Source organism: Pseudomonas sp. Tul2A7 (assembly GCF_054790505.1).
The window spans coordinates 5,074,825-5,098,866 of record NZ_CP186499.1 but is presented as its reverse complement, the minus strand read 5'-3'; the positions used below and the strand labels follow the sequence as shown (position 1 = coordinate 5,098,866).

Sequence of the window (24,042 nt, the reverse complement as noted above, 5' to 3'; positions counted from 1 at the left end):
CGCGAGCAGGCGAACGCCTACAGGGGGAACGCATTTCAAATGTAGGAGTGAGCCTGCTCGCGATCACGCCCGACCAGACACCCTCAACCCCGACTAACGTGCACGATCACTCGGTTGGCACAACCAGATCCAACGCTTTGTTCACCGCCAACTCCCCCAACATGACCACTTGCGCAATGCCCAGCAGCGTATGACGATCTGCGCCCTCCAGCATCCCGGCAAAATTGCCGAGCATCACCGACGCGGACGCCAACGACCCGCAAGCATTGGTCAGCAGCGACTCGGTGTCTGCTCGCGGGTTGGCCATGAACAGAGCATTCGGCGTATAGGGTTCGGCCATGACCGCGGCAGGCAAAAGGTAATGGTCAAGCGCCCGTTCTGCCGCTTCGTGAAGTTTTCTTGAATTGGGCGATGCGTACGGAGACACCAGGTCGGTGACCGGTGGTTCGGGTGGCTGAGACATCTGCTGAAACTCCAGACAAGAACCGTTTTGCGGCTCTTTGATAGAAGGCGTGAAGCGCCGCGATTGCGGACGCTTCTGTGCAATGAGGGAGCGAGCCCCCTCACCCATCTGCATCGCGACTAGTGCGGCAAGCGCTGGTTATCCAGAACTCGACCAACCACCAGCTCACTGAGCATGATCACCTGTTGCAGGATCAGCATCTTTTTGCGCTGTGAAGGGTCAATCGAATCGGCGAGTTCACGGGCCATGTCACTGGCCGAGGCCAAGGTTTCAGTCGCTTCGACGAGTAGTGTTTCGTTATCCACCGTGGGGTCGATCAGGTAGATCTTGCCGGTTTTGCGGGTGGGTATTGAAGTCTTCAGCGCGGAAGGATTGAGGTAGAAATTGATCGCGCGGTCGGTGGCCTCTTTGATGTTTTGAGGTTCGAGCGCGGCGTCGTAGGGGATTGGATCGGTTTCTGGCGGGTTTGGCGTAATTTTGAACATAGATGACACTCGCTTAGCAAAAAATAGGGAGCCATCACTCACGCTACCAAACGAGGTGGTGACCATTGCGCAGGTTGGTAGACCGGTCTAAGCGAGTAAACCCCGGCGCTCCCGAAGGAGCCCCACGCATGGCCACCATAAAAAACCGAGCCCCGAAAAGAGACTGCATATAGCGGCGCATAACGCTTAGAAAACGGGCTACCAAACCCGATCACTGTTTTGCAGTGACAGGGAAACGATACAGCCCGCCTCAAGGCGCGTAAGCCGGCGGATTCTGGCGTACGCGTAGGCAACGGCGCAAGGTGTTGTAGCCGTTATGGCGTAACAGTGCGTGTAAGTTAAACGTGCGTAGGTGATGGCGTTTAAAAGCCCCTCACCCTAGCCCTCTCCCAAAGGGAGAGGGGACCGACCGAGGTGTTTGGGAAAGGTACGCCGACGTGTGATTGCGCGGTGCACTCTGGTTGGGAAACGGCTGTCGTTATTTGACCAGCCGTTTTTCTTTGGAAGGTCTGTAGCCGAAATATGAGCTGTAGCACTTGCTGAAATGACTCGGCGAGACGAAGCCGCACGCGACCAGCACTTCCACTTGCGACAGCTCAGTGTGCTGCAACAACCGTCGCGCTTCGGTGATGCGCAGTTCCAGGTAATAGCGCTGCGGCGTGGTGCCCAGTTGCTCCTTGAACAGACGCTCCAATTGCCGGCGGGAGCGCCCGGCGTACACCGCCAGTTGCTCCAGCTCCAGCGGTTCCTCCAGATTGGCGTCCATCAGCTTCACCACTTCACGCAGCGGCGCACTGACGCAGAGGTTTTCATCCGGTTTGATCCGGCGGTAGCGCGATTCCTCGAACGCGAGGATGTCTTCGATACCCTCGACCAAGGCTTTGCCGTGCAAGCCCTTGATCCAGTCCAGTGCCATATGAAAAGCGCCGGACGGACTCGACGCTGTGAGGCGATCGCGATCAATCACATAGGGTTCGCTGCTGACATGGGTAGCTTTGGCAATCTCGGTCAGCGCCGGGCGATGCTCCGGGTGGATCGCGCAACGATAGCCATCGAGCAACCCGGCGCGGCCGAGAAACCACGAGCCATTCCATAACCCGGCGAGCGAGATGCCGCGGTCCGCTGCTGATCTGAGCAAGCCGATGAATTCATCACTCGCGCGCAGTTCGGTGCGATACCCGCCACACACCACCAGCAGATCCAGTTGCGCCAGCGCGGCCGAATCCAGACGTGCATCGGGGCGGATCACCAGGCCCAGGTCACTGATGACTTCACCGTCGCCCAAGCCAAACGTGCGCGACGAAAACAACCCCGGGCGCAGCAGATTAGTGGTGACAACCGTATCCAGCGCTTGGGTAAAGGCCGGCAGTGAAAAGTGCTCGAGCAGCAGAAAACCGGTGCGGGTCAGGCGCGTGTCATCCGCGCCTTGCTCATTCAGATAGCGGAGGTTTTTCCCCTTCATGCCTCCGCTGAATTGGCGTCGTTCGATCAAGTTATGGTCCATCGGTCATGTTGTTATGCGCCGATAGTTGGCTTGATCGGTGAAAGAGTCAATCACGCCTGTGGTGGATGGCGGGTGACGCAGTGACCTGCGCCACCACTGGGGCGATGGCAGCGATCCGAATCCAGACTCAAACAGCCGAGAAAAACCCGGCGCCTAAACGCCCCTCGAGACGCCCACACAGCACGTAGTGTTGATAGCCGCTGGAGAACGATCCCTGGGAAATCGCGATCCTGACATCGTCATTCAATCGAAGGTACTGGGCTTCATCAAAGTTTTCTGCGCTGACTTCGCCGGCACGCCCGAGCCGCTCGCTGTCCACCGTGAGACCCTGGCTGGCGAAGTGCTCGAAATCGATGATGCGATTCACCGCGTGGCGCTCCAGCACTCCCTGATTGGGATGCATCGAGTAGATATGCAGGCCTTTATTGGCGCAGCGGTCGCACATGTCGACACAGTTTTTCTGCGTGGATTTGCGCCGCGTCAGTTCTGCAAGCGGCATGTCGAGGTACTTGCCAACCTGATACTCGGTCTGATTGAAGATCGTGCAGCACAGCACCGTGTTGCCATTGCAGTCGATGACCAGCCAGTCATCCTTGAGCGTGCACGCCATCTTGGGAAAGTTCTGGATGACGTTGACGAGATCGTCGTACGGCGGCAGTGCAAGGCGTTTCAGGGTATCAAGGTCGGTAGGCGTGACAGACGGGTCACGCTCGACAATGGCCAGTGTCTTCTCCAGCGGCATCATCACCGAATACCCGGTGGTAAACATGAAGCCAAGACGTTCACTGAACTCGCGCATCAGTGATTCTTCTTCGATGTTATCCAGGTAGCGGTGATAGTAAACATCAACGCGGGTCCTCAGACCGAGGCGCTGTTTGATCTCCTGCAGGGCGATCATGTTTTGTTTTACAACTTCGATATCGCCGCCAACATGGCCCTTTTCGTAGGTCTCCTGGTAAAAACCCGAGAGCGAAATACGGAAGTAACTCGGCTCGGCCATCAAGGCCTTTTCCATATTCTTGGCGAGGTTCAGGTTGGTGCTGATGCCGCTGCCCAGGCCGGCAGCATTGATGACCTCGATAAACTCGCCAATTTTTGGATGAATCAGCGGCTCGGTCCAGTTATAGAGGTAAATCGTGTTGACGCCCTCTGTCTTGGCCTTATCGACAATCTGCTTGAACATGTCGAGCTGCATGGCTTTTTTGAAATTGAGATTTTCCGAGTTGCCCATTGGACAAGACGGGCAGCTCAGATTGCACGCACCGACGATATCGATGTACATATTCATGCGGGTGAAGCTCCTAGAATTGAAAGCCATGCATCTCATCACTACGGGCTTTCAAGTCGCCTGATTGTGTTGGTATTTTGACGGCACTGGCACAGCAGCTAGCAATAACTGCACCACAATGCTGCTACGCCATCAACTCGACGACCCAATCGATGAACACACGCAATTTCAGACTGACATGCCGGTTCGGCGGGTAAGCGATGTAGAGCGGCATCGGCGCGAGTTTCCAGTCTTCGAACAGCGGCACCAGCTCACCGCGCGCCTCGTGGGCGGCAGACATGTATTTGGGCAGCCATAACACCCCCATGCCCGCCAAACCTGCCGCGAGATAAGCGTTGCCGTCATCGACTGCCAACACGTGACGCCCCTTGACTTGCAGGTTTTCGCTGGCGTTGTGCAAGGCGTACGGTACCGGTCTGCCGGTGCGTGCCCAGAGAAAAGCGACGACCCGATGATGGCTGTCTTCCAGGTCCCGTGGGTGCGCCGGCGTACCGGCGCGGGCCAGGTATTGCGGCGCGGCAAACACGCCCAGTTCCAGATCAGCGACCTTGCGCGCCATCAGCGACAGATCCATGAGTTCGCCCCCGCGCACCACGCAGTCGACGTTCTCATCAATGATGTCGACGATGCGGTCGCTGACGCCCATGTCGATCTGAATGTCCGGATAACGTGCGTGAAACTCAGGCAGCGCCGGCACCAGAATCAACCGTGCGAACGGACTCGGAACGTCCACGCGCAATCGCCCTTTGGGCAACGCCGCCGCGCCGGGCAGGCTGGTTTCGGCGTCGTCCATATCCGCGAGTAACTTGATCACCCGTTCGTAATAAACGGCGCCATCGGCGGTGACGTTGACCTTGCGCGTGGTGCGATTGAGCAATTTCACCCGCAGCCGCGCCTCCAACTGCTGAACCAGTTGGGTCACGGTGGTCTTGCTCATGTGCAAGGTTTCCGCCGCTTTGGTGAAACTCCCCGCCTCGACCACTCGGGCAAAGGCCTGCATTGCGTCAAAACGGTCCAAGCTGCGCCCCCCCGATTGTTTGGATTTTACAAACAGTGAACGCCAAGCTTGCGCGTTTATCGGTCAGCTGCAAATACCTAAAGTGGCCCCCATCAACTCACCGATGGAGACACCCCCGATGACTCAGCGCGAAGTAGTTTTCCCACCCGCACGACGCACGCTCTATGAACGCCATCGCTACTCGCCGGCGATTCGTTCCAACGGATTCCTGTTTGTCTCAGGGCAAGTGGGCAGCACCGAGGACGGCACGCCCGAACCGGACTTGGAGAATCAGGTGCGCCAAGCCTTCAACAACCTGAATGCGATTCTCACCGAGGCCGGTTGCAGCTTTGACGACGTGGTCGATGTCACCGTATTCATCGTCGACCCGCCATCGAAGTTCGAGACGATCTGGAATGTCGTGCTGACAGAGTTCTGGGGCGAGGCGCCGCATCCGACGGTGACGGCGGTGGGCGTGACGTGGCTGTACGGGTTTGATTTCGAGATCAAGGTGATTGCGAAGCTGCCTGGATCCTGACATGCATCAAAACCTGCAGGAGCTGCGGCACGCTGCGATCTTTTGATGTTGACCTTTAAAATCAAAAATATCGCAGCGTGCCGCAGCGCCTACAGGGACAGGGCGTAAAACATCGTAAAGCTCCAATGCTGGCCTTTGCCGCCTCGAATGCGTATAACCTCGCCGTTTCGTCTACCCTGACTTTGCGCCCCGCGTTGATCCTGCAGCGGCGGCCTATCGCCTTTTGACGCTTACGAAACGGAGAATTCCATGCTCAAACGCACCCTGGCACTGACCGCCGGCCTGGCCCTGTCCTTTTCTGCATTCATGGCCCAAGCGGCCGACGTGTTGCGCGTCAGCGCGATTCCCGATGAAGCGCCGACCGAACTGCTGCGCAAGTTCGAACCGCTGGGCGCGTATCTGGAGCAACAACTGGGCATGAAAGTGCAGTTCGTGCCGGTAGCCGACTACCCGGCGGTAGTTGAAGCACTCGCGACCGATCGCCTCGACATGGCCTGGCTCGGCGGTTTCACGTTTGTGCAGGCACGCTTGAAAACTGACGCAACGACGCCAGTAATCCCGTTGGTACAACGCGAACAGGATGCGCAGTTCACCAGCAAATTCATCACCGCTGACCCGAATGTGCATAGCCTCGCCGACTTGAAGGGCAAGACCTTCGCTTTCGGTTCGGTGTCGTCGACCTCCGGCAGCCTGATGCCGCGTTATTTCATGCTGAAAAACGACAACATCAAGCCTGAGGCGTATTTCAGCCGTGTCGCCTACTCTGGCGCCCACGACGCCACCGTCGCTTGGGTGCAGGCCGGTAAGGTGGATGCCGGTGTACTGAACGCCAGCGTCTGGCAGAAACTGGTCGACGCCGGCAAGGTCGACACCAACAAGGTCAAGGTCTTCGCCACCACGCCGACCTACTTCGATTACAACTGGACCGTACGCGGCACCCTCGACCCGGCTCTGGCGGCGAAGATCAAAAAAGCGTTCCTCGATCTGGACCCGGCCAACCCGGAGCAGAAAAAGATTCTTGATCTGCAGGCCGCCAGCCGTTTTATCGAGACCAAGCCTGAGAATTACAAGGGCATCGAGGAAGCCGCCCGCGCTGCCGAACTGCTGAAATGACCCTGAGCCTCAACCAGGGCAGCCTGCGCCACGCCAATGGCGTCGACGCCCTGCGCGGTGTCGATTTGCAGATTGGCGTCGGCGAACAGGTCGCCATCATTGGCCCGTCCGGGGCCGGTAAATCGAGTTTGCTCAACCTGCTGGCCACCGCATTGCGGCCCAGCAGCGGCGAAATTGAGGTGCTCGGCGAACGTGCCTGGCACTTGTCTGCCCGCCAGCGCCAACGCTTGCGCGCACGAATCGGTCTGGTGCATCAGGCGCCGCCGCTGCCGCCGCGTCAGCGCGTTGTGACAGCCGTATTGGCCGGCAAGCTCGGCCAATGGAGTCTGGGTAAAAGTCTGTTGAACCTGTTGCATCCGCTGGATGTGGCTGGTGCACGCGCGGCGTTGGCGCGGCTGGATCTGGGCGACAAATTGTTCGCCCATTGCCAGCAATTGTCTGGCGGTCAGTTGCAACGTGTCGGCATCGCTCGCGTGCTGTATCAGGCGCCGGAAATCCTCTTGGCCGACGAACCGGTGTCAGCCATGGATCCGGTCATGGCCGGGCACACGCTGTCGATCCTTTCGCGCCACGCTCGCGAGCACAACGTCACCCTGGTGGCGAGCCTGCATGCGGTGGATCTGGCGCTGTCGCACTTCCCGCGAATCATCGGTTTGCGCGACGGGCAGATTCTGTTCGACCGCGCCTCTGATCAAGTCAGCCACGAGATGCTCGACGCGCTGTACGCCAACGAAAAACTGCAATCGCCGACCGCTGCGGTGGCGCCTTTGACTGTGCAGATTCCACGATGCTGAAAGCCGATTCACGCGATCCCGCGGCGTGGCCACGGCTGCTGCTGACGCTATTGGCGATTGCCTTGCTGTGGCCGGGCGTTCACCTCAGCGAGCTCAATCTGGGTGTGTTGCTGCCCGACAGCCAGAATGAAATGGGCCGTTTTGTCGCGCAGTTCTGGCCACCGGCGCACGACGAAGCGTTTCTCCAGTTACTGCTCAAAGCCACCCTGCAAACCCTCGCCATCGCCACCGCCGGCATGGCCTTGGCGCTGTTGTTGGCGATACCCGCAGGGCTGATTGCCAGTCGCGCGCTGTCGCTGTCCGCCGCCTCGCGCGGTGGCGTGCCAAGCCGCTTGGGGCGCCTGTTGCGCTGGCCGGTGCGCGGTTTGCTGATCTTTTTGCGCAGCGTGCCGGAAATCGTCTGGGCGCTATTGTTTGTCCGCGCTGTTGGACTTGGTCCGGCGGCGGGCGTACTGGCGATCGCCATCACGTACAGCGGCATGCTCGGCAAGGTCTACGCGGAGATTTTCGAATCGACTGACCAACGCCCGGCGCATGCATTGTTGCAGGCCGGCAGCGGCCGACTGGCGGCGTTTGCTTACGGCACGTTACCCAATGTCGCGTCGGAACTGCTTTCCTACACGGTTTATCGCTGGGAATGCGCGATCCGTGCATCGGTGGTGATGGGGTTTGTTGGCGCCGGAGGGTTGGGTCAGCAGATTGACCTGTCGATCCGCATGTTCGCCGGCGGTGAAGTCGCCAGTATTCTGCTGTGCTTCCTGATTCTGGTATTGGCCGCCGACCAACTCAGCCGCTTGCTGCGCTGGAGGCTGACATGAATCGCCTGCTCAACCTGCTGCTGATCGCGGCCATTGCGTTGGCGGTCATCGCCTCCTTCGTTTATCTGGGGCTCGATCTCGGCGAACTGGGCAGCGCCACCAGCCTCAAGCAGATGGGCGCGTATGTGCAGCGCTTTCTGAGCCCGGATCTGAGCGCCGATTACCTCAAGGCAATCTTCCACGGTTCGCTGGAAACCTTGGCCATGTCGGCACTCGGTACCCTGCTCGCCGCCGTGTTCGGCATCGTCCTGGCGCTGCCCGCCGCCGGGCGTTTTGGCTGGCCGCTGCAAAGTGCCTCGCGACTGCTGCTCAACGCCTTGCGGGCGATTCCGGAACTGGTCTGGGCGGCGCTGATGGTGCTTGCCGCCGGCCTCGGGCCGAACGCCGGCACCCTCGCCCTCGCCCTGCACACCACCGGCGTGCTCGGCCGGTTGTTTGCCGAAGCTCTGGAAAATACGCCGCCGCAACCGGCCGAAGCCATTCGTTTGCAGGGCGGCAATCCAATCCTTGCGTTCTGCTACGGCACACTGCCGAACCTGGCGCCGCAGCTGCTCGCCTACATTCTGTATCGTTGGGAAAACAATATTCGCATGGCCAGCGTGCTGGGATTTGTCGGCGCCGGCGGGCTTGGGCAGATGCTCTATGTGAGCCTCAGCCTGTTTCAGGAAGCGCAAGCGAGTACGGTGATTCTGGCAATGCTGGTGCTGGTGTTTGTGGTCGACTGGCTGAGTGCGTGGAGTCGTCAGCGCTGGGTCAAAGCCTGATGCGCGGGCCGGCGGGTGGATATCTGGCAAAAGCTGATTATGCTTCAGGAAACCTTGCAGCCATGCGAGGCAGTCAGACTGTGCAAGTTTCACGCGAGAGCAGTTGCGGCATACGCCACAAGGCCAGAGTGCGATAAGCGGTAACGGGGGACTCCGGCCTTCAACAATAAGCACGACGGAGAACACCCATGGCCACAATCGACACAGCATCCACCGGCAGTCCACCGCGCAGCGGCGGCATCACCAAGGAGGAGCGCAAGGTCATCTTCGCGTCTTCCCTGGGCACGGTTTTCGAGTGGTACGACTTCTACCTCTACGGTTCACTGGCGGCGATCATCGCCAAGCACTTCTTTGCCGGTGTCAACGAAACCACCGCGTTCATTTTTGCCTTGCTGGCGTTCGCCGCCGGGTTCGCGGTGCGGCCGTTCGGGGCGATCGTGTTCGGCCGGCTCGGTGACATGATCGGGCGCAAACACACGTTCCTCATCACCATCGTGATCATGGGTGTGTCGACCGCGATTGTCGGTCTGTTGCCCGGTTACGCGACCATTGGCGTCGCCGCGCCGGTGATCCTGATCACCCTGCGCCTGCTGCAAGGTCTGGCGCTGGGTGGCGAGTATGGCGGCGCCGCAACCTACGTGGCCGAGCACGCGCCACGCAACAGACGCGGCTTCTTCACTTCATGGATTCAAACCACCGCGACCCTCGGTCTGTTTCTGTCGCTGTTGGTGATCCTCGCCTGCCGCACCGCACTGGGTACGGAAGCCTTCGAAGCGTGGGGCTGGCGGATTCCGTTTCTGCTGTCGATCCTGCTGCTGATCGTCTCGGTGTACATCCGCCTGCAACTGAGCGAGTCGCCGGTGTTCCAGAAGATGAAGGCCGAAGGCAAGGCGTCGAAAGCGCCGCTGACCGAATCCTTTGCACGCTGGGACAACCTCAAAGTGGTGATCATGTCGCTGCTCGGCGGTACGGCCGGGCAAGCGGTGGTCTGGTACACCGGACAGTTCTATGCACTGTTTTTCCTGCTGCAAACGCTGAAGATCGACCCGCAGACCGCCAACCTGCTGATCGCCGGTTCACTGCTGATCGGCACGCCGTTCTTCGTGATTTTCGGCAGTCTTTCCGACCGGATCGGGCGCAAGCCGATCATCATGGTCGGCTGCATTCTGGCGGCGCTGACCTACTTCCCGATCTTCCATGCGCTGACCCAGTACGGTAACCCCGACGTGTTCATCGCTCAGGAGAAAAATCCGGTCAAAGTGATCGCCAACCCCGACCAGTGTTCGTTCCAGTTCGACCCGGTGGGCAAGGCCAAATTCACCAGTTCCTGCGACCTGGCCAAAACCCTGCTGGCAAAACGCGCGATACCGTATGAGAACGTGATCGCCGAACCCGGCACCGTCGCGCAAGTGCGCATCGGTGACAAAGTCGTCGAGAGCTTCGAAGGCAGTGCGCTGCCAGCCGCCGACTTCAAGACACGCAACGATGCGTTCACCGCCACCCTCGGCACCGCGCTCAAGGAGGCCGGTTATCCGGAGAAAGCCGACCCGGCGAAAACCAACTACCCGATGGTCCTGCTCTTGCTCACCGTGCTGGTGATCTACGTAACCATGGTCTACGGCCCGATCGCGGCGTGGCTGGTCGAGCTGTTCCCGACCCGCATCCGCTACACCTCGATGTCGCTGCCCTATCACATCGGCAACGGCTGGTTCGGTGGTTTCCTGCCGACGGTGGCGTTTGCCATGGTCGCCGCGACCGGGGACATCTATTACGGCTTGTGGTACCCGATCGTGATTGCGGTAATGACGGCGATACTCGGCACGTTCTTTCTGCCGGAAACCAAGGATCGTGACATTCTCAAGGACTGAAAACCGTCAGCGCGCCCTCTCCACCGAGGGAGGGCGCCATTCGGCACCACCCGGCAAAAATATCGAACGCCTGCTGCACTGCCTGCCTCCAATGTTTACACCACTGGAGGTCACTAACATGAACAGCAACGATAAAACCCCGCACGCCCCGCCCACCGACACGTCCGGCAAACCGGTGAACGTAGTCGAGCGCGATCTTCAAGACCGGGACGATGACAGCGAAGCCGTGGACAAAGTCATCACGCCCTCGTCCACCCGAGTGAAGGAGCAGGACGCCGAGACGCTGCAGCGCAAGATCGATGAGATCGAACGCAAAGTGGCCGACGGTAATTAGTGGTATTGAAGGCGATCGCGACAGTCTGCTGGCTCTACCCCCTCACCCCAGCCCTCTCCCCCAAGGGGGCGAGGGGGAAAGGGAGCCGATTTGTGCGCTTTTCAGATCTTGCGTTCAACTCGGTATCTCAAGTCGGCGTAACTTGCGCGAGCAACGCGGTCAGTCCCCTCTCCCCACAGGGCGAGGGGGAAAGGGAGCCGATTTGTGCGCTTTTCAGATCTTGCGTTCAACTCGGTATCTCAAGTCGGCGTAACTTGCGCGAGCAACGCGGTCAGTCCCCTCTCCCCACAGGGCGAGGGGGAAAGGGAGCCGATTTGTGTGCTTTTCAAATCTTGCATTCAACTCGGTATTTCCAAGTCGGCGTAACTCGCGCGAGCAACGCGGTCAGTCCCCTCTCCCCACGGGGAGAGGGGGAAAGGGAGGCGATTTGTGTGCTTTTCAAATCCTGCGCTCAACTCGGTATTTCAAGTCGGCGTTACTTGCGCGAGCAGCGCGGTCAGTCCCCTCTCCCCACGGGGAGAGGGGGAAAGGGAGGCGATTTGTGTGCTTTTCAAATCCTGCGTTCAGCTCGGTCTTTCAAGTCGGCGTAACTTGCACAAACACCTCGGTCAGTCCCCTCTCCCCCTGGGAGAGGGTTAGGGTGAGGGCTCCTTCGCCAGATTGAGTTTCACGGCCGCCTGAATCTGCGCCAGCGACAAGGCATTGCCCAGCGCTGCGCCACTGGCAGTGTTGTCGAAAATGCACCAAGTCGCCGCACCTGCTACAGCCGCTGACTGCAAGGCATGTGCGAGATTTTGCAGGTAAGGTGAATCGTAGGCGCTGTGATAAATGCGCGGTGAGCCGTGCAGGCGCCAATACCGGGTTCCCGCCCAGCCACTGGGCGCTGCATCACTGCTGATGCGCGAGGGATCGACGGCCGCTTGGGCGATCTGAAAAGTCTTCAACACTGGCTCAGCGCTGACCCACGATTCATGCCGTGGCTCAAGCACCACAGGGCCAGAGAAGCGGTGACGCAATATCACGAAGAAGGCTTCGGCGATGGCTTCGTTGTACGCCAGTGATGGCGGCAATTGCACAAGCAAGCAACCGAGGCGCTCGCCCAACCCGCCGCATTCAGTGAGAAACTTGTCCATCGCTGATTCGCAACCGGCGAGGCGCAATTCATGGGTGATGTGTTTGGGCATTTTCACCGAAAAGCGAAAGCCCTCCGGCACGCCATTCGCCCAGCGCGCATAGGTCTGCCGACGATGCGGACGGTAGAACGAGCTGTTGATTTCCACGCCATTGAGGCGCGCGGCATAGCGCTGTAAATGCGTGCCCTCTACGGGAAATGCCGGCCAGTGTTCGCGCCCCAGACTCCAGCCTGCACAGCCAATGAAAATCAAAAACACACCTCCTCACCTGTACGCGCTGATCGTTCCCACGCAGAGCGCGGGAACGATCAACCTGTGTGTTAACCGGTTATTTCTTGCCGGGCAACACCGCTCCCAGCACTTGTTTCGCGGTCTGTACGATCACCCCCGCCTCATCCGGATCGCCCTTGAGCAACGTCGTGGCGAATTTCTTCGCCTGCTCAAGCTTGATGTGCGGCGGTAACGGCGGCACGTTCGGGTCGGTCTTGAACTCGATCACCACCGGCACCTCCGAGGCCAGTGCCTTTTCCCAGGCAGCGGCGACGTCTTCTTCGCGATCGACAAAAATGCCTTTCAGGCCAATGGAAATGGCAAACAAGTGATAAGGCACGTCCGGAATACTTTGCGAAGCTTCAAACTTCGGATCGCCCTCCATCACCCGCTGTTCCCAGGTCACCTGATTAAGGTCCTCGTTGTTGAACACCGCGCAGATCCATTTCGGACTCGCCCATTGCCGCCAATACTTGGCGACGGTAATCAGTTCGGCCATGTTGTTCATCTGCATCGCACCATCTCCCACCAGCGCGATCACTGCACGCTCGGGGTAGGCAAACTTGGCGGCAATTGCGTAAGGCACAGCGGCACCCATGGACGCCAGACCACCGGACAACGAGCACTGCATGCCACGGCGGATTTTCAGATCACGGGCAAACCAGTTGGCGCACGAGCCGGAGTCGCTGGTGATGATTGCCTCATCGGGCAGGCGCGGCGACAGCTCATACACCACCCTTTGCGGGTTGACCGGGTCGGCTTTGGCCATCGCACGTCTTTCCAGGGTTTTCTCCCAGCTACCGCGCCAGCCTTCGACTTTCTTGCGCCACTTGCTGGAGGTTTTCTGTTCGAGCAGTGGTAATAACGCGGCGAGGGTTTCCGCCGAATCGCCGACCAGATTGACCTCCATCGGATAGCGCAGGCTGAGCATGTCGGGTTGCAAATCGATCTGCACGCCACGGGCCTGACCTTCCTTGGGCAGGAACTCCGAGTACGGAAAACCCGAACCGATCATCAACAAGGTGTCGCATTCGCTCATCAGTTTGTAGCTCGGCTCGGTGCCGAGCAGGCCGATGCTGCCGGTGACCCAAGGCAAATCGTCCGGCAACACGGCTTTGCCCAACAGCGCCTTGGCGACGCCGGCGCCGAGTTTTTCCGCCACCGCGATGACTTCATCAGTCGCTTGCAATGCCCCGGCGCCGACCAGAATCGCGACCTTCTCTCCTGCATTCAAAACATCGGCGGCACGCTGAAGATCCACGTCATAAGGCAGCACTTTGGGTTTCGTGTAACCAACCCCGGAATGCGCGGTGCCATGGGCGCGCGCCGGTGCTTGGTATTTCAGCTCCTGCAAATCGTTGGGCAGAATCAACGCGGTCACACGGCGTTCGCCCACGGCGGTGCGCACCGCTCGATCGAGCAAATGCCGCACCTGCGAAGGTGCCGACGCCTGCTGCACAAATGCCCCAGCGACGTCCTTGAACATCGACACCAGATCAAGCTCTTGCTGATAGTGACTGCCGAGCGCCGTGCGCGCCTGCTGGCCGACGATGGCCAACACCGGCATATGGTCCATACGTGCGTCGTAGAGGCCGGTGATCAGGTGCGAGGCACCCGGCCCGGAAGTGGCGATGCACACACCCAACTCACCGGTGAACTTGGCATGTGCCGAGGCCATGAATGCGGCCATTTCTTCATGCCGCGCCTGGACGAATTCGATTTTTCCCTTGGCCCGGCTGAGCGCGCCGAACACGCCGTTGATGCCATCCCCCGGATAGCCAAAAATCCGCGTAACGCCCCACTCGCTGAGCCGTTCAACCAGAAAATCTCCCACTGTCATCGTCATCTCGATCCTCGTCTTTCTCCGCTGTATGGAGCTGTCCCGGCAGAACATCTGCCAGGAGGTGTAAGGGTCTGGACAGTCGGGTTGTTGGCGAAGTTTCGATGGATTTCCTCAGGCCAATCCTTGTTTGTTTTTTTGATTCCCCCACAAGACCTGTCGATCGATGGTGAGGCTATTCGCGAGCAGGCTCGCTCCCACAGGGAATTGAGTTGAAATGTGGCAGCGAGTCTGCTCGCGAAGGCGCCGGAACAGTCGCTGCTGAGGCGGGGCCTTTCAACGATGCGGATGCACCGTCCACGCCACCAGTTTCACCACAATCGGCCGCACGACGAGGATGCACAAAAACGCCACGGGCATCGCCAGCTTGTAGGCGTGCAAGGCATTACTCAGGTAGTCGTTATCAATGCCCGAGTTGGCAGCGGTGATCACCAATGACATCAGAAACGCCATGATCGTCGCCATGTACAACGCGAACACATACGGCGTGGCACGTGGCGAAAGCTTGCGACGGCTGATAAGCAAGGCTTCGGAGCTTGTCGGTTGATTCATATGGCATTTCCATCCGTTGACAGGGAGACCGCACGTTAGCAAAGCCGCCCCCGTGCAACTAGACGCTCAATCGCAGGTACTTTATAAAGCAGAACTTACGAATCAACCCTGAACGGGACGATGAATGAATCTGTTAACTGCGATTGCCAGTTTTATCAAAGTGGTGGAATCGGGCTCGATTGTCGGCGCCGCCAAGACGCTGGGCGTGAGCGCGGCGGCGGTGAGCCAGACGATCAACCGGCTGGAAGCACACCTCGGCGCGCGCTTGTTGCAACGCACCACGCGCAGCATGGCACTGACCGAAAACGGCGCGGTGTATTACGAGAAAGTCCGGCGCATTGCAGCGGATCTGGAGTCCGCGCAGAGCTCGATCAATAGCGATGAAACCGAATTGCAGGGCCGTCTGAGCATCGCCTCTACATCCGCGTTCGGCCGCCATGTATTGGCGTCACTGATCGCCGGTTTCGCCGCGCAACACCCACGCCTGCTCATCGAACTCTCGACCACCAACGGCAAGATCAACCACATCCAGGACGGCTTCGATCTGAGCCTGCGGATCAAGCCGCAACTGGAGGACGGCATCGTCGCGCGCAAGATCGTTTCGCTGCCCTTCATCATGTGCGCCGCGCCGGCCTATCTGCAGCGCGCCGGGTGGCCGCAATCGCCAGATGATTTGCACAACCACGCCTGCCTGGCCTTTCGTTATCCCTTGGACGGGCGCTTTCTGCGCTGGAGTTTTATCCGTGACGGCCAGCGTTTCGACGCCAATATCAATGCCACTGCGATCAGCGATGACATCGATGCGCTGGCGCAAATGGCTGTCCACGGGGCCGGGATCACAAGGCTGGCAGAGTTCGTGGCGGCACCTTATCTGGCGAGCGGGCAACTGCTGCCGCTGCTCGAACATAGCGACGCCGTCGTCGAGCCGATGGATATCTACGCCTGCGTTCAGGAGCGCGCGGCGATGACGCCGAAGGTCAAGGCCTTCCTGGATTATCTGAGCGCAGATCTGATCGCACGCTGGCCGACAACAAATGTTTTCGTCGAAGGGTTCAAAGACACTCGCTGAAGCACACGAAATCAGTCAAAGTCCGCTTCGCACAATCGGCCCATCACGGAAGATAACAACAATGAAAAAATCTCTCGGCGCGCTGCTTCTGATCGGCTTGAGCAGCCACGCATTCGCTGACGCTCAACCCGTTGGTTTCCAGTACGCCACGCTGGCCGATCCGCGCAACGAGCGCCCGCTGGAAATGGTCGTCTGGTACCCCGGTTCGGCCACGGCCCAGACGCCACAATTATTCGGCGACAACCCGGTCTTCGTTGGCGCACCGGCGGTGCTCGACGCCCCGGTCGCCAAGGGCGAGCATCCATTGGTGGTGCTATCCCACGGCAATGGCGGAAGCTGGATCAACCAGACCTGGCTGGCCAGTGCTCTGGCGCATCAGGGTTACATCGTCGCGGCAGTCAACCATCCCGGCACCACCAGTCGCGACCGCAGTCCGCAAGCCGCGGCACAGTTGTGGCAGCGTCCGGTCGACCTCAGCCGGGCCATTGACGCGGTGACGGCGCAACCGGAAAAATTCGGCGCAGTGGCCAAGGATCGCATTGCCATTGTCGGCCATTCGCTCGGCGGCTGGACGGTACTCGAAGCCGGCGGTGCACGCTTCGACCCCGAGCGCTTTGCCGAAGACTGCAAAGTCCATCCGCAACTGGCCAGTTGCACGGCATACAACCAAATGAACACGGCAAGCACCGCGCAATCGAAAGCCCGACTGGCCGCCGATTTGCGTGACAAGCGCGTGACTGCCGTGGTTTCACTGGACCTTGGTCTGTCGCGCGGAATGACCGATGCAAGTCTGGCGGCCTACCCCGTGCCGATCCTGGTGATCGCTGCCGGCGTACCGTCGAAAGAATTGCCTGCGCAACTGGAATCCGTCGATCTCGCCAAACGCCTGCCGAAAACCTTATCGCGTTACGTCGAGATCAGCGACGCCAGCCATTTCACGTTCATGGCAATCTGCAAACCTGGCGCCGTGGCCATGCTTGAGGAAGATGTGCCAGGCGACAGCATTATCTGCACCGATGGCGAGGGTGGCCGCCCGCGTGCGGTGATTCAGCAGCAGGTGGTTTCCCTGATCACCGGGTTCCTGGCGCAGACACCTGACCATTTGAAACAAGCCATCACTTACAAGGAACCGCAATAACAATGCTGACGCCCTCCCCTCAGACCTTCCGGGGCAGTTGCCTGTGCGGAGCGGTGAAATACCAGATCCGCTCACGGCCCAAAGCGCTTTCGCACTGCCACTGCAGCCAATGCCGCAAAAGCCACGGCGCGGCGTTTGCCAGCTATGGCAGCGTGCTGCGCCAGAACCTGGAATTGCTGGAGGGCGCCGAACAGCTCAAGGCCTATCAGTCTTCGCAATCGGTACAACGCCAGTTCTGCCTGAACTGCGGCTCATCGCTGTTCTGGGCAAACAATCAGGGTGAGTACCGCGACTGGATTTCGGTAGCCCTGGGCACGCTGGACACGACGTTCACCACGGAAAAGCAGCAACACGTCGAAGTGACGTCGAAAGCACCGTGGTTTGAAATCAAGGATCAATGGCCGCAGCGCTGAGCGTGAAAGATGCAATCATCAAACGTTGCTTCACCCTTTGGAGATCAGATGAAACGCTCAAAAATAGCGGCCTTCTCTGCGCTGGTAATGGCCGCAATAAGCGTCATTGCGCTGCAGATGTTTCTGTACGACGCCGAAATAACCATGGCTCAGGCATCCATGGGCAGCGTGCCAGTTCAATTGGTCGCAGAAATCCTGATCACCATCGCCACTCATCTGTTCGTCGTCCTGATCGTGCCAATGCTCTTGATCGCTTACAGGAAATACCTCGCCGGCTATGCGCTGCTTGCCCTGTCCCTCGCGGCCTACACCCAGATGACCACAGGCCTGGGTGTGATCGGGCCGATGATTGCGGTCATCGCCGTCTCGATCCTGGGTTTTTATGGCTTCAGAAAAGCCAGCGAATGGGCACGTTATATGCGCGCGAAATGACTGATGCGACCGATCAATCGCGGGGCAAATCACCGTCGACCTGACGCAAGCAGGCGCTCATCGCTTCGCTCAGCCATGTCCTGAAGGCTGTGCTGTTGGCGCAGTTCTCGAACGGCCGCGGTGATTTGACCAGTCTCAGTGCAGCGGGCAATTGCAAGCACAGAAATCCATCGCGCTCTGGAATACGAAGCCGGTTCTGTGGTGTCCTGTCTATTCTCAGCAGGTATTTTTCCACTCGCCAACGATGAGGCCCCTTACATGAGCAAAACGTCGTACGTTCCGCCCCAGGTCTGGAAAAACGAAGCCCCGTCCGGTGGCCATTTCGCCAGCATCAATCGGCCGATTGCCGGCCCTACCCACGACAAGACGCTGCCGGTCGGCAAGCATCCGTTGCAGCTGTATTCACTGGCCACGCCCAACGGCGTCAAAGTGACGATTCTTCTGGAAGAGTTGTTGGCGTTGGGTCACAGCGCTGCCGAGTACGATGCGTGGCTGATCCGCATTAGCGAAGGCGATCAGTTCTCCAGCGGTTTTGTCGAGATCAATCCGAACTCGAAAATACCGGCGTTGCTGGATCACAGCGTTGAACCGCCGATTCGCGTGTTCGAGTCGGGTTCGATCCTGCTGTATCTGGCGGAGAAATTCGACGCCTTCCTGCCAAAAGATCCTGCTGGCCGCACCGAAACCTTGAACTGGCTGTTCTGGCAGATGGGCTCGGCGCCATATCTGGGCGGCGGTTTCGGGCATTTCTACGCCTACGCACCGGAAAAAATGGAGTACCCGATCAACCGCTTCACCATGGAAGCCAAGCGGCAACTGGATGTGCTGGATCGGCGTTTGGCGCAAAGCGCCTACCTGGCCGGTGACAGTTACACCATCGCCGACATCGCCGTCTGGCCGTGGTACGGGCAATTGGTGCGCAACAATGTCTACTCCGCCGCCGAGTTTCTCGCGGCCCACGAATACACGCATGTGCAGCGCTGGGCCGAGGACATTGCCAGGCGGCCGGCGGTTATTCGCGGCCAGCGCGTCAACCGCACGTGGGGCGATGAGGCGACTCAGGTGCCCGAACGTCATCAGGCTGATGATCTGAACTGACGCCTTTACTCCCGCACATCCGCAGGGCCGGTCGCACGCTTTTGTGATCGGTCCGCTGCGCCTCGCTTCACCCCTCGCACGCGTCTCAGAAAAACCGCAACTCTGCGCCAACCCTCGATGCAGAGCGCGTGGACGATTGTGAAAAATTCGTTAACTAACTGACTCGTACGGCTTTCTTCAGTCGGAATGATCTGACACACTAATGCGAATAATTCCTACACGCACTCGCACTGGATTCGTTTTCGTATCATTTGGGGAAGCAGATTGATGTCGTTTCGCACCATTTACCGTCGTTCAAACCGTTCACCGAACCTCCTGGCGCTGGCCATCTGCATGGCCAGCATCACCCCTGCGCTGGCAGATGAAGCATCACCCGCTACGCCTGAAAAAGCCGCGCCGGCGAGCACGCTGGAACTGGACGCCACCGAGATCGGCGCCACCCAGATGAGCAGCACCACCGAAGACACCCAGTCCTACACCACCGGCCCGATGCGGACGGCGACCAAATTGTCATTGACCATGCGCGAAACGCCTCAGGCGGTGACGGTCATCACTCGTCAGCGCATGGACGACCAGAACATGACCAGCATCAACGATGTGGTGAAAGGCACACCGGGACTGTTTCTCAGCCAGACCAGCGGGCCGGGGCGGCAGACTTACAAGGCGCGCGGCTTTGACATCGACAACATCATGTACGACGGCCTGCCCAGCGCGTACTCGCCTTACTCCATGGCAGTGCAACCAAACCTGGCGATGTTCGACCGTGTCGAAATCGTCCGCGGTGCAACCGGGCTGGTCACCGGTGCCGGCAACCCGTCGGCGGCGATCAACATGGTGCGCAAACGGCCGACCGCCGATCAACGCGTGACCCTCACCGGCGCGGCCGGCAGTTGGGACGACTACCGTGGCGAAATCGACGCCTCCAGCCCGCTGAACGAAAGCGGCACCTTGCGCGGTCGAGTGGTCAGTTCCTATCAGGGCGCCGACAGCTTTCGCGACAAGGAAGAGAACGACCATGGCTTGTTCTACGCCATCGGTGAGGCCGACCTGAGCGACAGCACCACCGCGACCCTCGGGTTCTCCCGGCAGAATGAACAGACCAACTATTTCTGGGGCGGTCTGCCGCTGGGCACCAATGGCCATCACCTCGACCTGCCCCGCTCCACCTACCCGGGCACCGACTGGGAAAACCGCAAGCTGCAAATCGACACCGTATTCGGTGAAGTGGAGCATCGTTTCGACAACGACTGGAAACTGCATGTCGCCGGTTCCTCGTCGACCCTCGACGGCGAGTTCTCCGGGACTTACCTGTCGCGTTACGCCGGTCCACTGGAAACCACGGCTTATCAATCCCATCACACCGACAAGCAGCGCGCGTTCGACGCCTTCGCCAGCGGCCCGTTCGAAGCGTTCGGCCGCACCCACGAACTGGTCGTTGGCGCGAGCAACCGTGTGTATGACGCGACCACCAAAGAGTACGACCCGTACACCACCGCCTGGCCGATCGGCGCGCCAAAGCCCGACTTCGTCCGTGATGGCAAAACCCGCAGCGTCACCACCCAGGACGCCGTGTACCTGACCACCCGCCTGAGCCTGGCCGATCCATTGACGCTGATCCTCGGTGGCCGCCTCGACTGGTACGACTACGATGACCGCACGGCCGACGGCGATTACAAGGTCACCCGCAACCTCACCCGTTACGCCGGCCTGATCTACAAGCTGGACGACCATCACTCGGTGTACGCCAGCTACACCGACATTTTCACCCCGCAAACCCAAAAGGACCTCGGCGGCAAAGTGCTTGATCCGATCGTCGGTGAAAACTACGAAGTGGGCATCAAGGGCGAGTACTTCAACGGCGCCCTCAACGCCAGCCTGGCGGTGTTCCAGATGGACCAGACCGGCCGCGCCACCTTGGCCGACAACCAGTTCGGCTGCCCGGTCATGACCTGCTACAACACATCAGGCAAAGTGCGCAGCCAAGGCGTGGACATGGAACTGCAAGGCGCCCTGACCGAAAACTGGCAGGTCGGCGCCGGCTACACCTACACCCGCGCGCATTACATCAAGGACGAAAACCCGGCCAACAACAATCAGCGTTTCGATACCGACACACCCGAGCATCTGTTCAAGGTGTCTACGGTGTACCGCTTCCAGGGCCCGCTGCAGAATCTGCGCGTGGGCGGCAACGTCTACTGGCAGAGCCGCATGTATAACGACATCACCCTGGCCAATAACGGTAGCTACCGCCTCGAACAGGGAGGTTATGCGGTCACTGACCTGATGGCCGGTTACGAAGTCAACAAACACCTGGATCTGCAAGTCAACGCGAACAATATCTTTGACCGCGTCTACTACTCCGCCATCGGCTCTGATGTCACCTGGGGTTCCACCGACAACTATGGCAACCCGCGCAGTTACATGCTGACCGCCAAGTACAAGTTCTGAGTCGATAACGTTCGATCTGTCACAACAAACAAGGGCGCCGGGGAAATCCGCGGCGCCCTTGTTTTTTCTACCCGCCGCATTAGTCATGAACGGCAATACCAGATAGTCTCTAAGCGAACTCATCTCGAAGCATCGCCCATGACCAACCCGGACTTTGCACCCGACATCGAAGCCATTCGCAGTATTGACTCGGTGCCGGTCATCCTGAGCATGGTCAAACACCTCACCGGCATGCGTTTCGCCGCGGTGGCACGGGTCACCGAAAGCAACTGGGTGGCGTGCGCCGTTGATGACTCGATTGATTTCGGGCTCAAACCCGGTGGCGAACTGGTGCTCGAATCAACCATCTGCCACGAGATCCGCCAGCATCAGCAGCCGGTGATCTTCGGTCATGCCAGCGCCCACCCGGTTTTTTCGCTGCACCACACGCCGAAAACCTATGGGCTGGAAAGCTACATTTCCATTCCCATCGTCAAAGCCAACGGCGACTTCTTCGGCACGCTGTGCGCCATCGACTCGGTCCCGGCCAATATCGACGAACCGGCCATTACCAAAACATTGACCTTGTTCGCTCAATTGATCGCCATGAACCTGGACACGCAACGCCATCTGGAAGCGACCCAGATCGAGCTGAACAACGCCAATGAACTCGGGCGCCTGCGCGAGCAATTCATCGCCGTACTCGGCCATGACCTGCGTACCCCACTGAGCGCGGTGCGCATGAGCGCCGACTTGCTGGAAAGCAAAACCGAAGACAAACGTTCGCTCAACCTGATTGCGGCAATTCGCAACAGTTCGGTGCGCATGGGCGTGTTGATCGAAAACATCCTCGACTTTGCCCGAGGACGACTGGGCGGCGGGATTCCGGTACAGCGCAAGCTGGTGGATGACTTGCAGCAGACCCTGCAATTGACGCTCGCAGAGGTTAAAGCCTCGCACCCGCAAGCGATTTTCATCGATGAGCTGGACGTGCCGGCGGGCGTCTATTGCGATGCGTTGCGCATCAGCCAGTTGCTTTCCAATCTGCTGGGCAATGCCGTCACCCACGGCTCGAACAGCGCACCGATCATCCTCAAAGCCTGTGCAGAAAACGACGAGATCGTGATTTCCCTGACCAATCAGGGCACGCCGATTTCAGCGCAGCTGATGCCACTGCTGTTCGAACCGTTTTCCCGCGCCGAAGCCGGGCAGCGTTGCGAGGGTTTGGGGTTGGGACTTTATATCGCGTCGCAGATAGCGATGGCACACAACGGCACTTTGAGCGTTACCTCGAGCGCCGAGTCGGGAACCTGCTTCGTGGCGAGATTCCCGGCCCGATTCAAATGGGTTTAAGCCGTCTGCCGACGCATCGTCAGAATCGCCGCACCAAACCCGATAAACGTAGACCCGACCACCCGGCTGACCCAACGCGACAGCGCCGGACGAGTCAACACACCCTTGGCCCGCGAAGCCAGCGCGGCATAAACGCTCAGTGACGACACCGACAACGCCATGAAGATCGAAGTCAGGATCAGAAACTGCGGCAGCAGCGCGGCGTCCTGATCAATGAACTGTGGGAACAGCGCTGTAAAAAACATCGTCGCCTTGGGGTTGGTCACCGCCGTCAGGAATGCCGATTTGTACAACTTGCCGCGGGTCGGCCGCACCTTGCTCGCCTCCCCCTCGATTCCCTCAGGCAGCATCGGGCCTTTCTTGAACAGCTGCTTGACGCCGAGATAGAACAGATAGCCGGCACCGATGATCTTCACCGCGTTGAACAGCAATTCAGAACTGGCCAACAACGCCCCCAACCCCAACATCGCCGCTGCCGACAAACAGAACAGACCGCTGGCGTTACCCAATGACGACCAGATCGTGCTGCGCTGCCCATGCGCGAGGCTATTGTTGATCGCCATCAACGTCGCCGGCCCCGGACTGGCGATGGCAATTGCGGCGACCAGAGTGAAGGTCAATATCGAGTGAGAATCCATTTCCGCTGCTCGCAAGATTGAAGTTGCCGCATGTTACAACAACCGGCTGCATAGCCCAGATCAAAAGCCCCTCACCCTAACCCTCTCCCAAAGGGAGAGGGGACTGATCGAGTAGTTTGCGAGAAGTACGCCGACGTGAAATATCGAGTCGAACCCAGATTCTGAAACAGATCAAAAGCCCCTCACCCTAACCCTCTCCCGGAGGGAGAGGGGACTGACTGTGGTGTTTGGGAGAGTTACGCCGACGTGCGATACCGCGTTGAACTCAGGCTGTGAAAAGCCCACAGATCGGCCCCCTCTCCCTCGGGAGAGGGCTGGGGTGAGGGGAAGCACCACCACAAATCCAAAGCCGACCACGCCCCGCTCTTCACCACTCAATAGGCCGAGTGTCAGCTCGCCTGCTTTTGATCTTGATCTGTAAGGCGACGTCGGAAGGCTGAGTGGAGGGATTGATCCGGGGGTGGGAGCGTAGCGACCGTTTGGCGAAGCCAAACACAGCGAGAGGAGGTGCAGCGAAGCAAACCGTAGGCGCTGCCCCCGGATCGATCCCGGAGCGAAGGAACCCCGAGCCCCAGCGAGCGGGCCGCACGTAGGAGCAAGCCTTTTTGGTTACTTTTTCGGCGTCTGGAAAAAGTGACCCGCCGTAAGGGCGGAACCGCCAGCCGCAGCACCGAAAGCAATGGATATTCACCCAAAACCCCAAGAACATGGTC

23 protein-coding genes are annotated in these 24,042 nt (G+C 59.3%); 14 read left to right on the top strand and 9 right to left on the bottom strand.

The window, feature by feature from the left end:
- Positions 1-106 precede the first annotated feature (106 nt).
- From ACOYXJ_RS22805 to ACOYXJ_RS22785, 5 genes are all read right to left on the bottom strand, one after another.
- Positions 107-463, bottom strand: coding sequence for a DUF6124 family protein (locus ACOYXJ_RS22805; RefSeq protein WP_460371594.1), 357 nt, complete (start codon positions 461-463; stop codon positions 107-109).
- Positions 464-582: 119 nt separating this feature from the next.
- On the bottom strand, positions 583-948 hold the full coding sequence (locus ACOYXJ_RS22800) for a DUF6124 family protein (protein ID WP_460371592.1): 366 nt from the start codon (positions 946-948) through the stop codon (positions 583-585).
- Positions 949-1,426: 478 nt separating this feature from the next.
- Positions 1,427-2,452: a GlxA family transcriptional regulator gene (locus ACOYXJ_RS22795; RefSeq protein WP_460371591.1), complete on the bottom strand. Its 1,026-nt coding sequence runs from the start codon at positions 2,450-2,452 to the stop codon at positions 1,427-1,429.
- 127 nt (positions 2,453-2,579) lie between these two features.
- Positions 2,580-3,740: a radical SAM/SPASM domain-containing protein gene (locus tag ACOYXJ_RS22790; RefSeq protein ID WP_102898984.1), complete on the bottom strand. Its 1,161-nt coding sequence runs from the start codon at positions 3,738-3,740 to the stop codon at positions 2,580-2,582.
- Positions 3,741-3,864: 124 nt separating this feature from the next.
- The gene (locus tag ACOYXJ_RS22785) at positions 3,865-4,758 is read right to left on the bottom strand and encodes a LysR family transcriptional regulator (RefSeq protein WP_150708476.1); all 894 of its coding nucleotides are present in this window, start codon (positions 4,756-4,758) and stop codon (positions 3,865-3,867) included.
- A 118-nt stretch (positions 4,759-4,876) separates the two neighbouring features.
- Between ACOYXJ_RS22785 and ACOYXJ_RS22780 the strand changes: the two genes are divergently transcribed.
- The 7 genes from ACOYXJ_RS22780 (at position 4,877) to ACOYXJ_RS22750 (ending at position 10,966) form a co-directional block, all read left to right on the top strand.
- Entirely contained in the window at positions 4,877-5,275 is a 399-nt protein-coding gene (locus ACOYXJ_RS22780) for a RidA family protein (protein ID WP_460371588.1), read from the top strand.
- 249 nt (positions 5,276-5,524) lie between these two features.
- Positions 5,525-6,388 (top strand): putative selenate ABC transporter substrate-binding protein, encoded by an 864-nt coding sequence (locus ACOYXJ_RS22775; RefSeq protein ID WP_460371586.1) that lies wholly within the window; start codon positions 5,525-5,527, stop codon positions 6,386-6,388.
- Positions 6,385-7,182: a phosphonate ABC transporter ATP-binding protein gene (locus ACOYXJ_RS22770; RefSeq protein ID WP_460371584.1), complete on the top strand. Its 798-nt coding sequence runs from the start codon at positions 6,385-6,387 to the stop codon at positions 7,180-7,182. The genes ACOYXJ_RS22775 and ACOYXJ_RS22770 overlap by 4 nt, the downstream gene beginning before the upstream one ends.
- Positions 7,176-8,000 carry a PhnE/PtxC family ABC transporter permease gene (locus tag ACOYXJ_RS22765; RefSeq protein WP_150795675.1) on the top strand — a complete coding sequence of 275 codons (825 nt, stop codon included), beginning with the start codon at positions 7,176-7,178 and terminating at the stop codon, positions 7,998-8,000. Before ACOYXJ_RS22770 ends, ACOYXJ_RS22765 begins: the two co-directional genes overlap by 7 nt.
- Positions 7,997-8,764 (top strand): phosphonate ABC transporter, permease protein PhnE, encoded by a 768-nt coding sequence (gene phnE / locus ACOYXJ_RS22760; RefSeq protein ID WP_095118605.1) that lies wholly within the window; start codon positions 7,997-7,999, stop codon positions 8,762-8,764. Before ACOYXJ_RS22765 ends, phnE begins: the two co-directional genes overlap by 4 nt.
- Positions 8,765-8,952: 188 nt before the next feature.
- Positions 8,953-10,632 (top strand): MFS transporter, encoded by a 1,680-nt coding sequence (locus ACOYXJ_RS22755; protein WP_460371581.1) that lies wholly within the window; start codon positions 8,953-8,955, stop codon positions 10,630-10,632.
- Positions 10,633-10,750: 118 nt separating this feature from the next.
- Positions 10,751-10,966, top strand: coding sequence for a hypothetical protein (locus tag ACOYXJ_RS22750; RefSeq protein WP_460371579.1), 216 nt, complete (start codon positions 10,751-10,753; stop codon positions 10,964-10,966).
- 635 nt (positions 10,967-11,601) lie between these two features.
- Here ACOYXJ_RS22750 and ACOYXJ_RS22745 read toward each other — a convergent pair.
- The 3 genes from ACOYXJ_RS22745 to ACOYXJ_RS22735 all read right to left on the bottom strand — a co-directional run bounded on the left by ACOYXJ_RS22745 (position 11,602) and on the right by ACOYXJ_RS22735 (position 14,761).
- The gene (locus ACOYXJ_RS22745) at positions 11,602-12,351 is read right to left on the bottom strand and encodes a DUF72 domain-containing protein (protein ID WP_460373004.1); all 750 of its coding nucleotides are present in this window, start codon (positions 12,349-12,351) and stop codon (positions 11,602-11,604) included.
- Positions 12,352-12,427: 76 nt separating this feature from the next.
- Positions 12,428-14,215: a thiamine pyrophosphate-requiring protein gene (locus ACOYXJ_RS22740; protein WP_150692701.1), complete on the bottom strand. Its 1,788-nt coding sequence runs from the start codon at positions 14,213-14,215 to the stop codon at positions 12,428-12,430.
- Between the two features lie 270 nt (positions 14,216-14,485).
- Positions 14,486-14,761 (bottom strand): DUF2798 domain-containing protein, encoded by a 276-nt coding sequence (locus ACOYXJ_RS22735; protein ID WP_095118600.1) that lies wholly within the window; start codon positions 14,759-14,761, stop codon positions 14,486-14,488.
- Positions 14,762-14,885: 124 nt separating this feature from the next.
- On the opposite strand from ACOYXJ_RS22735, the gene ACOYXJ_RS22730 reads away from it, so the two are divergent.
- From ACOYXJ_RS22730 to ACOYXJ_RS22700, 7 genes are all read left to right on the top strand, one after another.
- On the top strand, positions 14,886-15,830 hold the full coding sequence (locus ACOYXJ_RS22730; RefSeq protein WP_460371577.1) for a LysR family transcriptional regulator: 945 nt from the start codon (positions 14,886-14,888) through the stop codon (positions 15,828-15,830).
- Between the two features lie 61 nt (positions 15,831-15,891).
- Entirely contained in the window at positions 15,892-16,968 is a 1,077-nt protein-coding gene (locus ACOYXJ_RS22725; RefSeq protein ID WP_460371575.1) for an alpha/beta hydrolase family protein, read from the top strand.
- 2 nt (positions 16,969-16,970) lie between these two features.
- Positions 16,971-17,381, top strand: coding sequence for a GFA family protein (locus ACOYXJ_RS22720; protein ID WP_123450170.1), 411 nt, complete (start codon positions 16,971-16,973; stop codon positions 17,379-17,381).
- Between the two features lie 48 nt (positions 17,382-17,429).
- Positions 17,430-17,813, top strand: coding sequence for a hypothetical protein (locus ACOYXJ_RS22715; protein WP_460371573.1), 384 nt, complete (start codon positions 17,430-17,432; stop codon positions 17,811-17,813).
- 258 nt (positions 17,814-18,071) lie between these two features.
- Positions 18,072-18,911, top strand: coding sequence for a glutathione-dependent disulfide-bond oxidoreductase (gene yghU / locus ACOYXJ_RS22710; RefSeq protein WP_460371571.1), 840 nt, complete (start codon positions 18,072-18,074; stop codon positions 18,909-18,911).
- Positions 18,912-19,178: 267 nt separating this feature from the next.
- Entirely contained in the window at positions 19,179-21,359 is a 2,181-nt protein-coding gene (locus ACOYXJ_RS22705) for a TonB-dependent siderophore receptor (protein ID WP_460371569.1), read from the top strand.
- 138 nt (positions 21,360-21,497) lie between these two features.
- Positions 21,498-22,691 carry a GAF domain-containing sensor histidine kinase gene (locus ACOYXJ_RS22700; RefSeq protein WP_460371568.1) on the top strand — a complete coding sequence of 398 codons (1,194 nt, stop codon included), beginning with the start codon at positions 21,498-21,500 and terminating at the stop codon, positions 22,689-22,691.
- Here ACOYXJ_RS22700 and ACOYXJ_RS22695 read toward each other — a convergent pair.
- Positions 22,688-23,329, bottom strand: coding sequence for a LysE family translocator (locus tag ACOYXJ_RS22695; protein WP_460371566.1), 642 nt, complete (start codon positions 23,327-23,329; stop codon positions 22,688-22,690). The two genes, ACOYXJ_RS22700 and ACOYXJ_RS22695, sit on opposite strands and share 4 nt — an antisense overlap.
- Positions 23,330-24,042 lie beyond the last annotated feature (713 nt).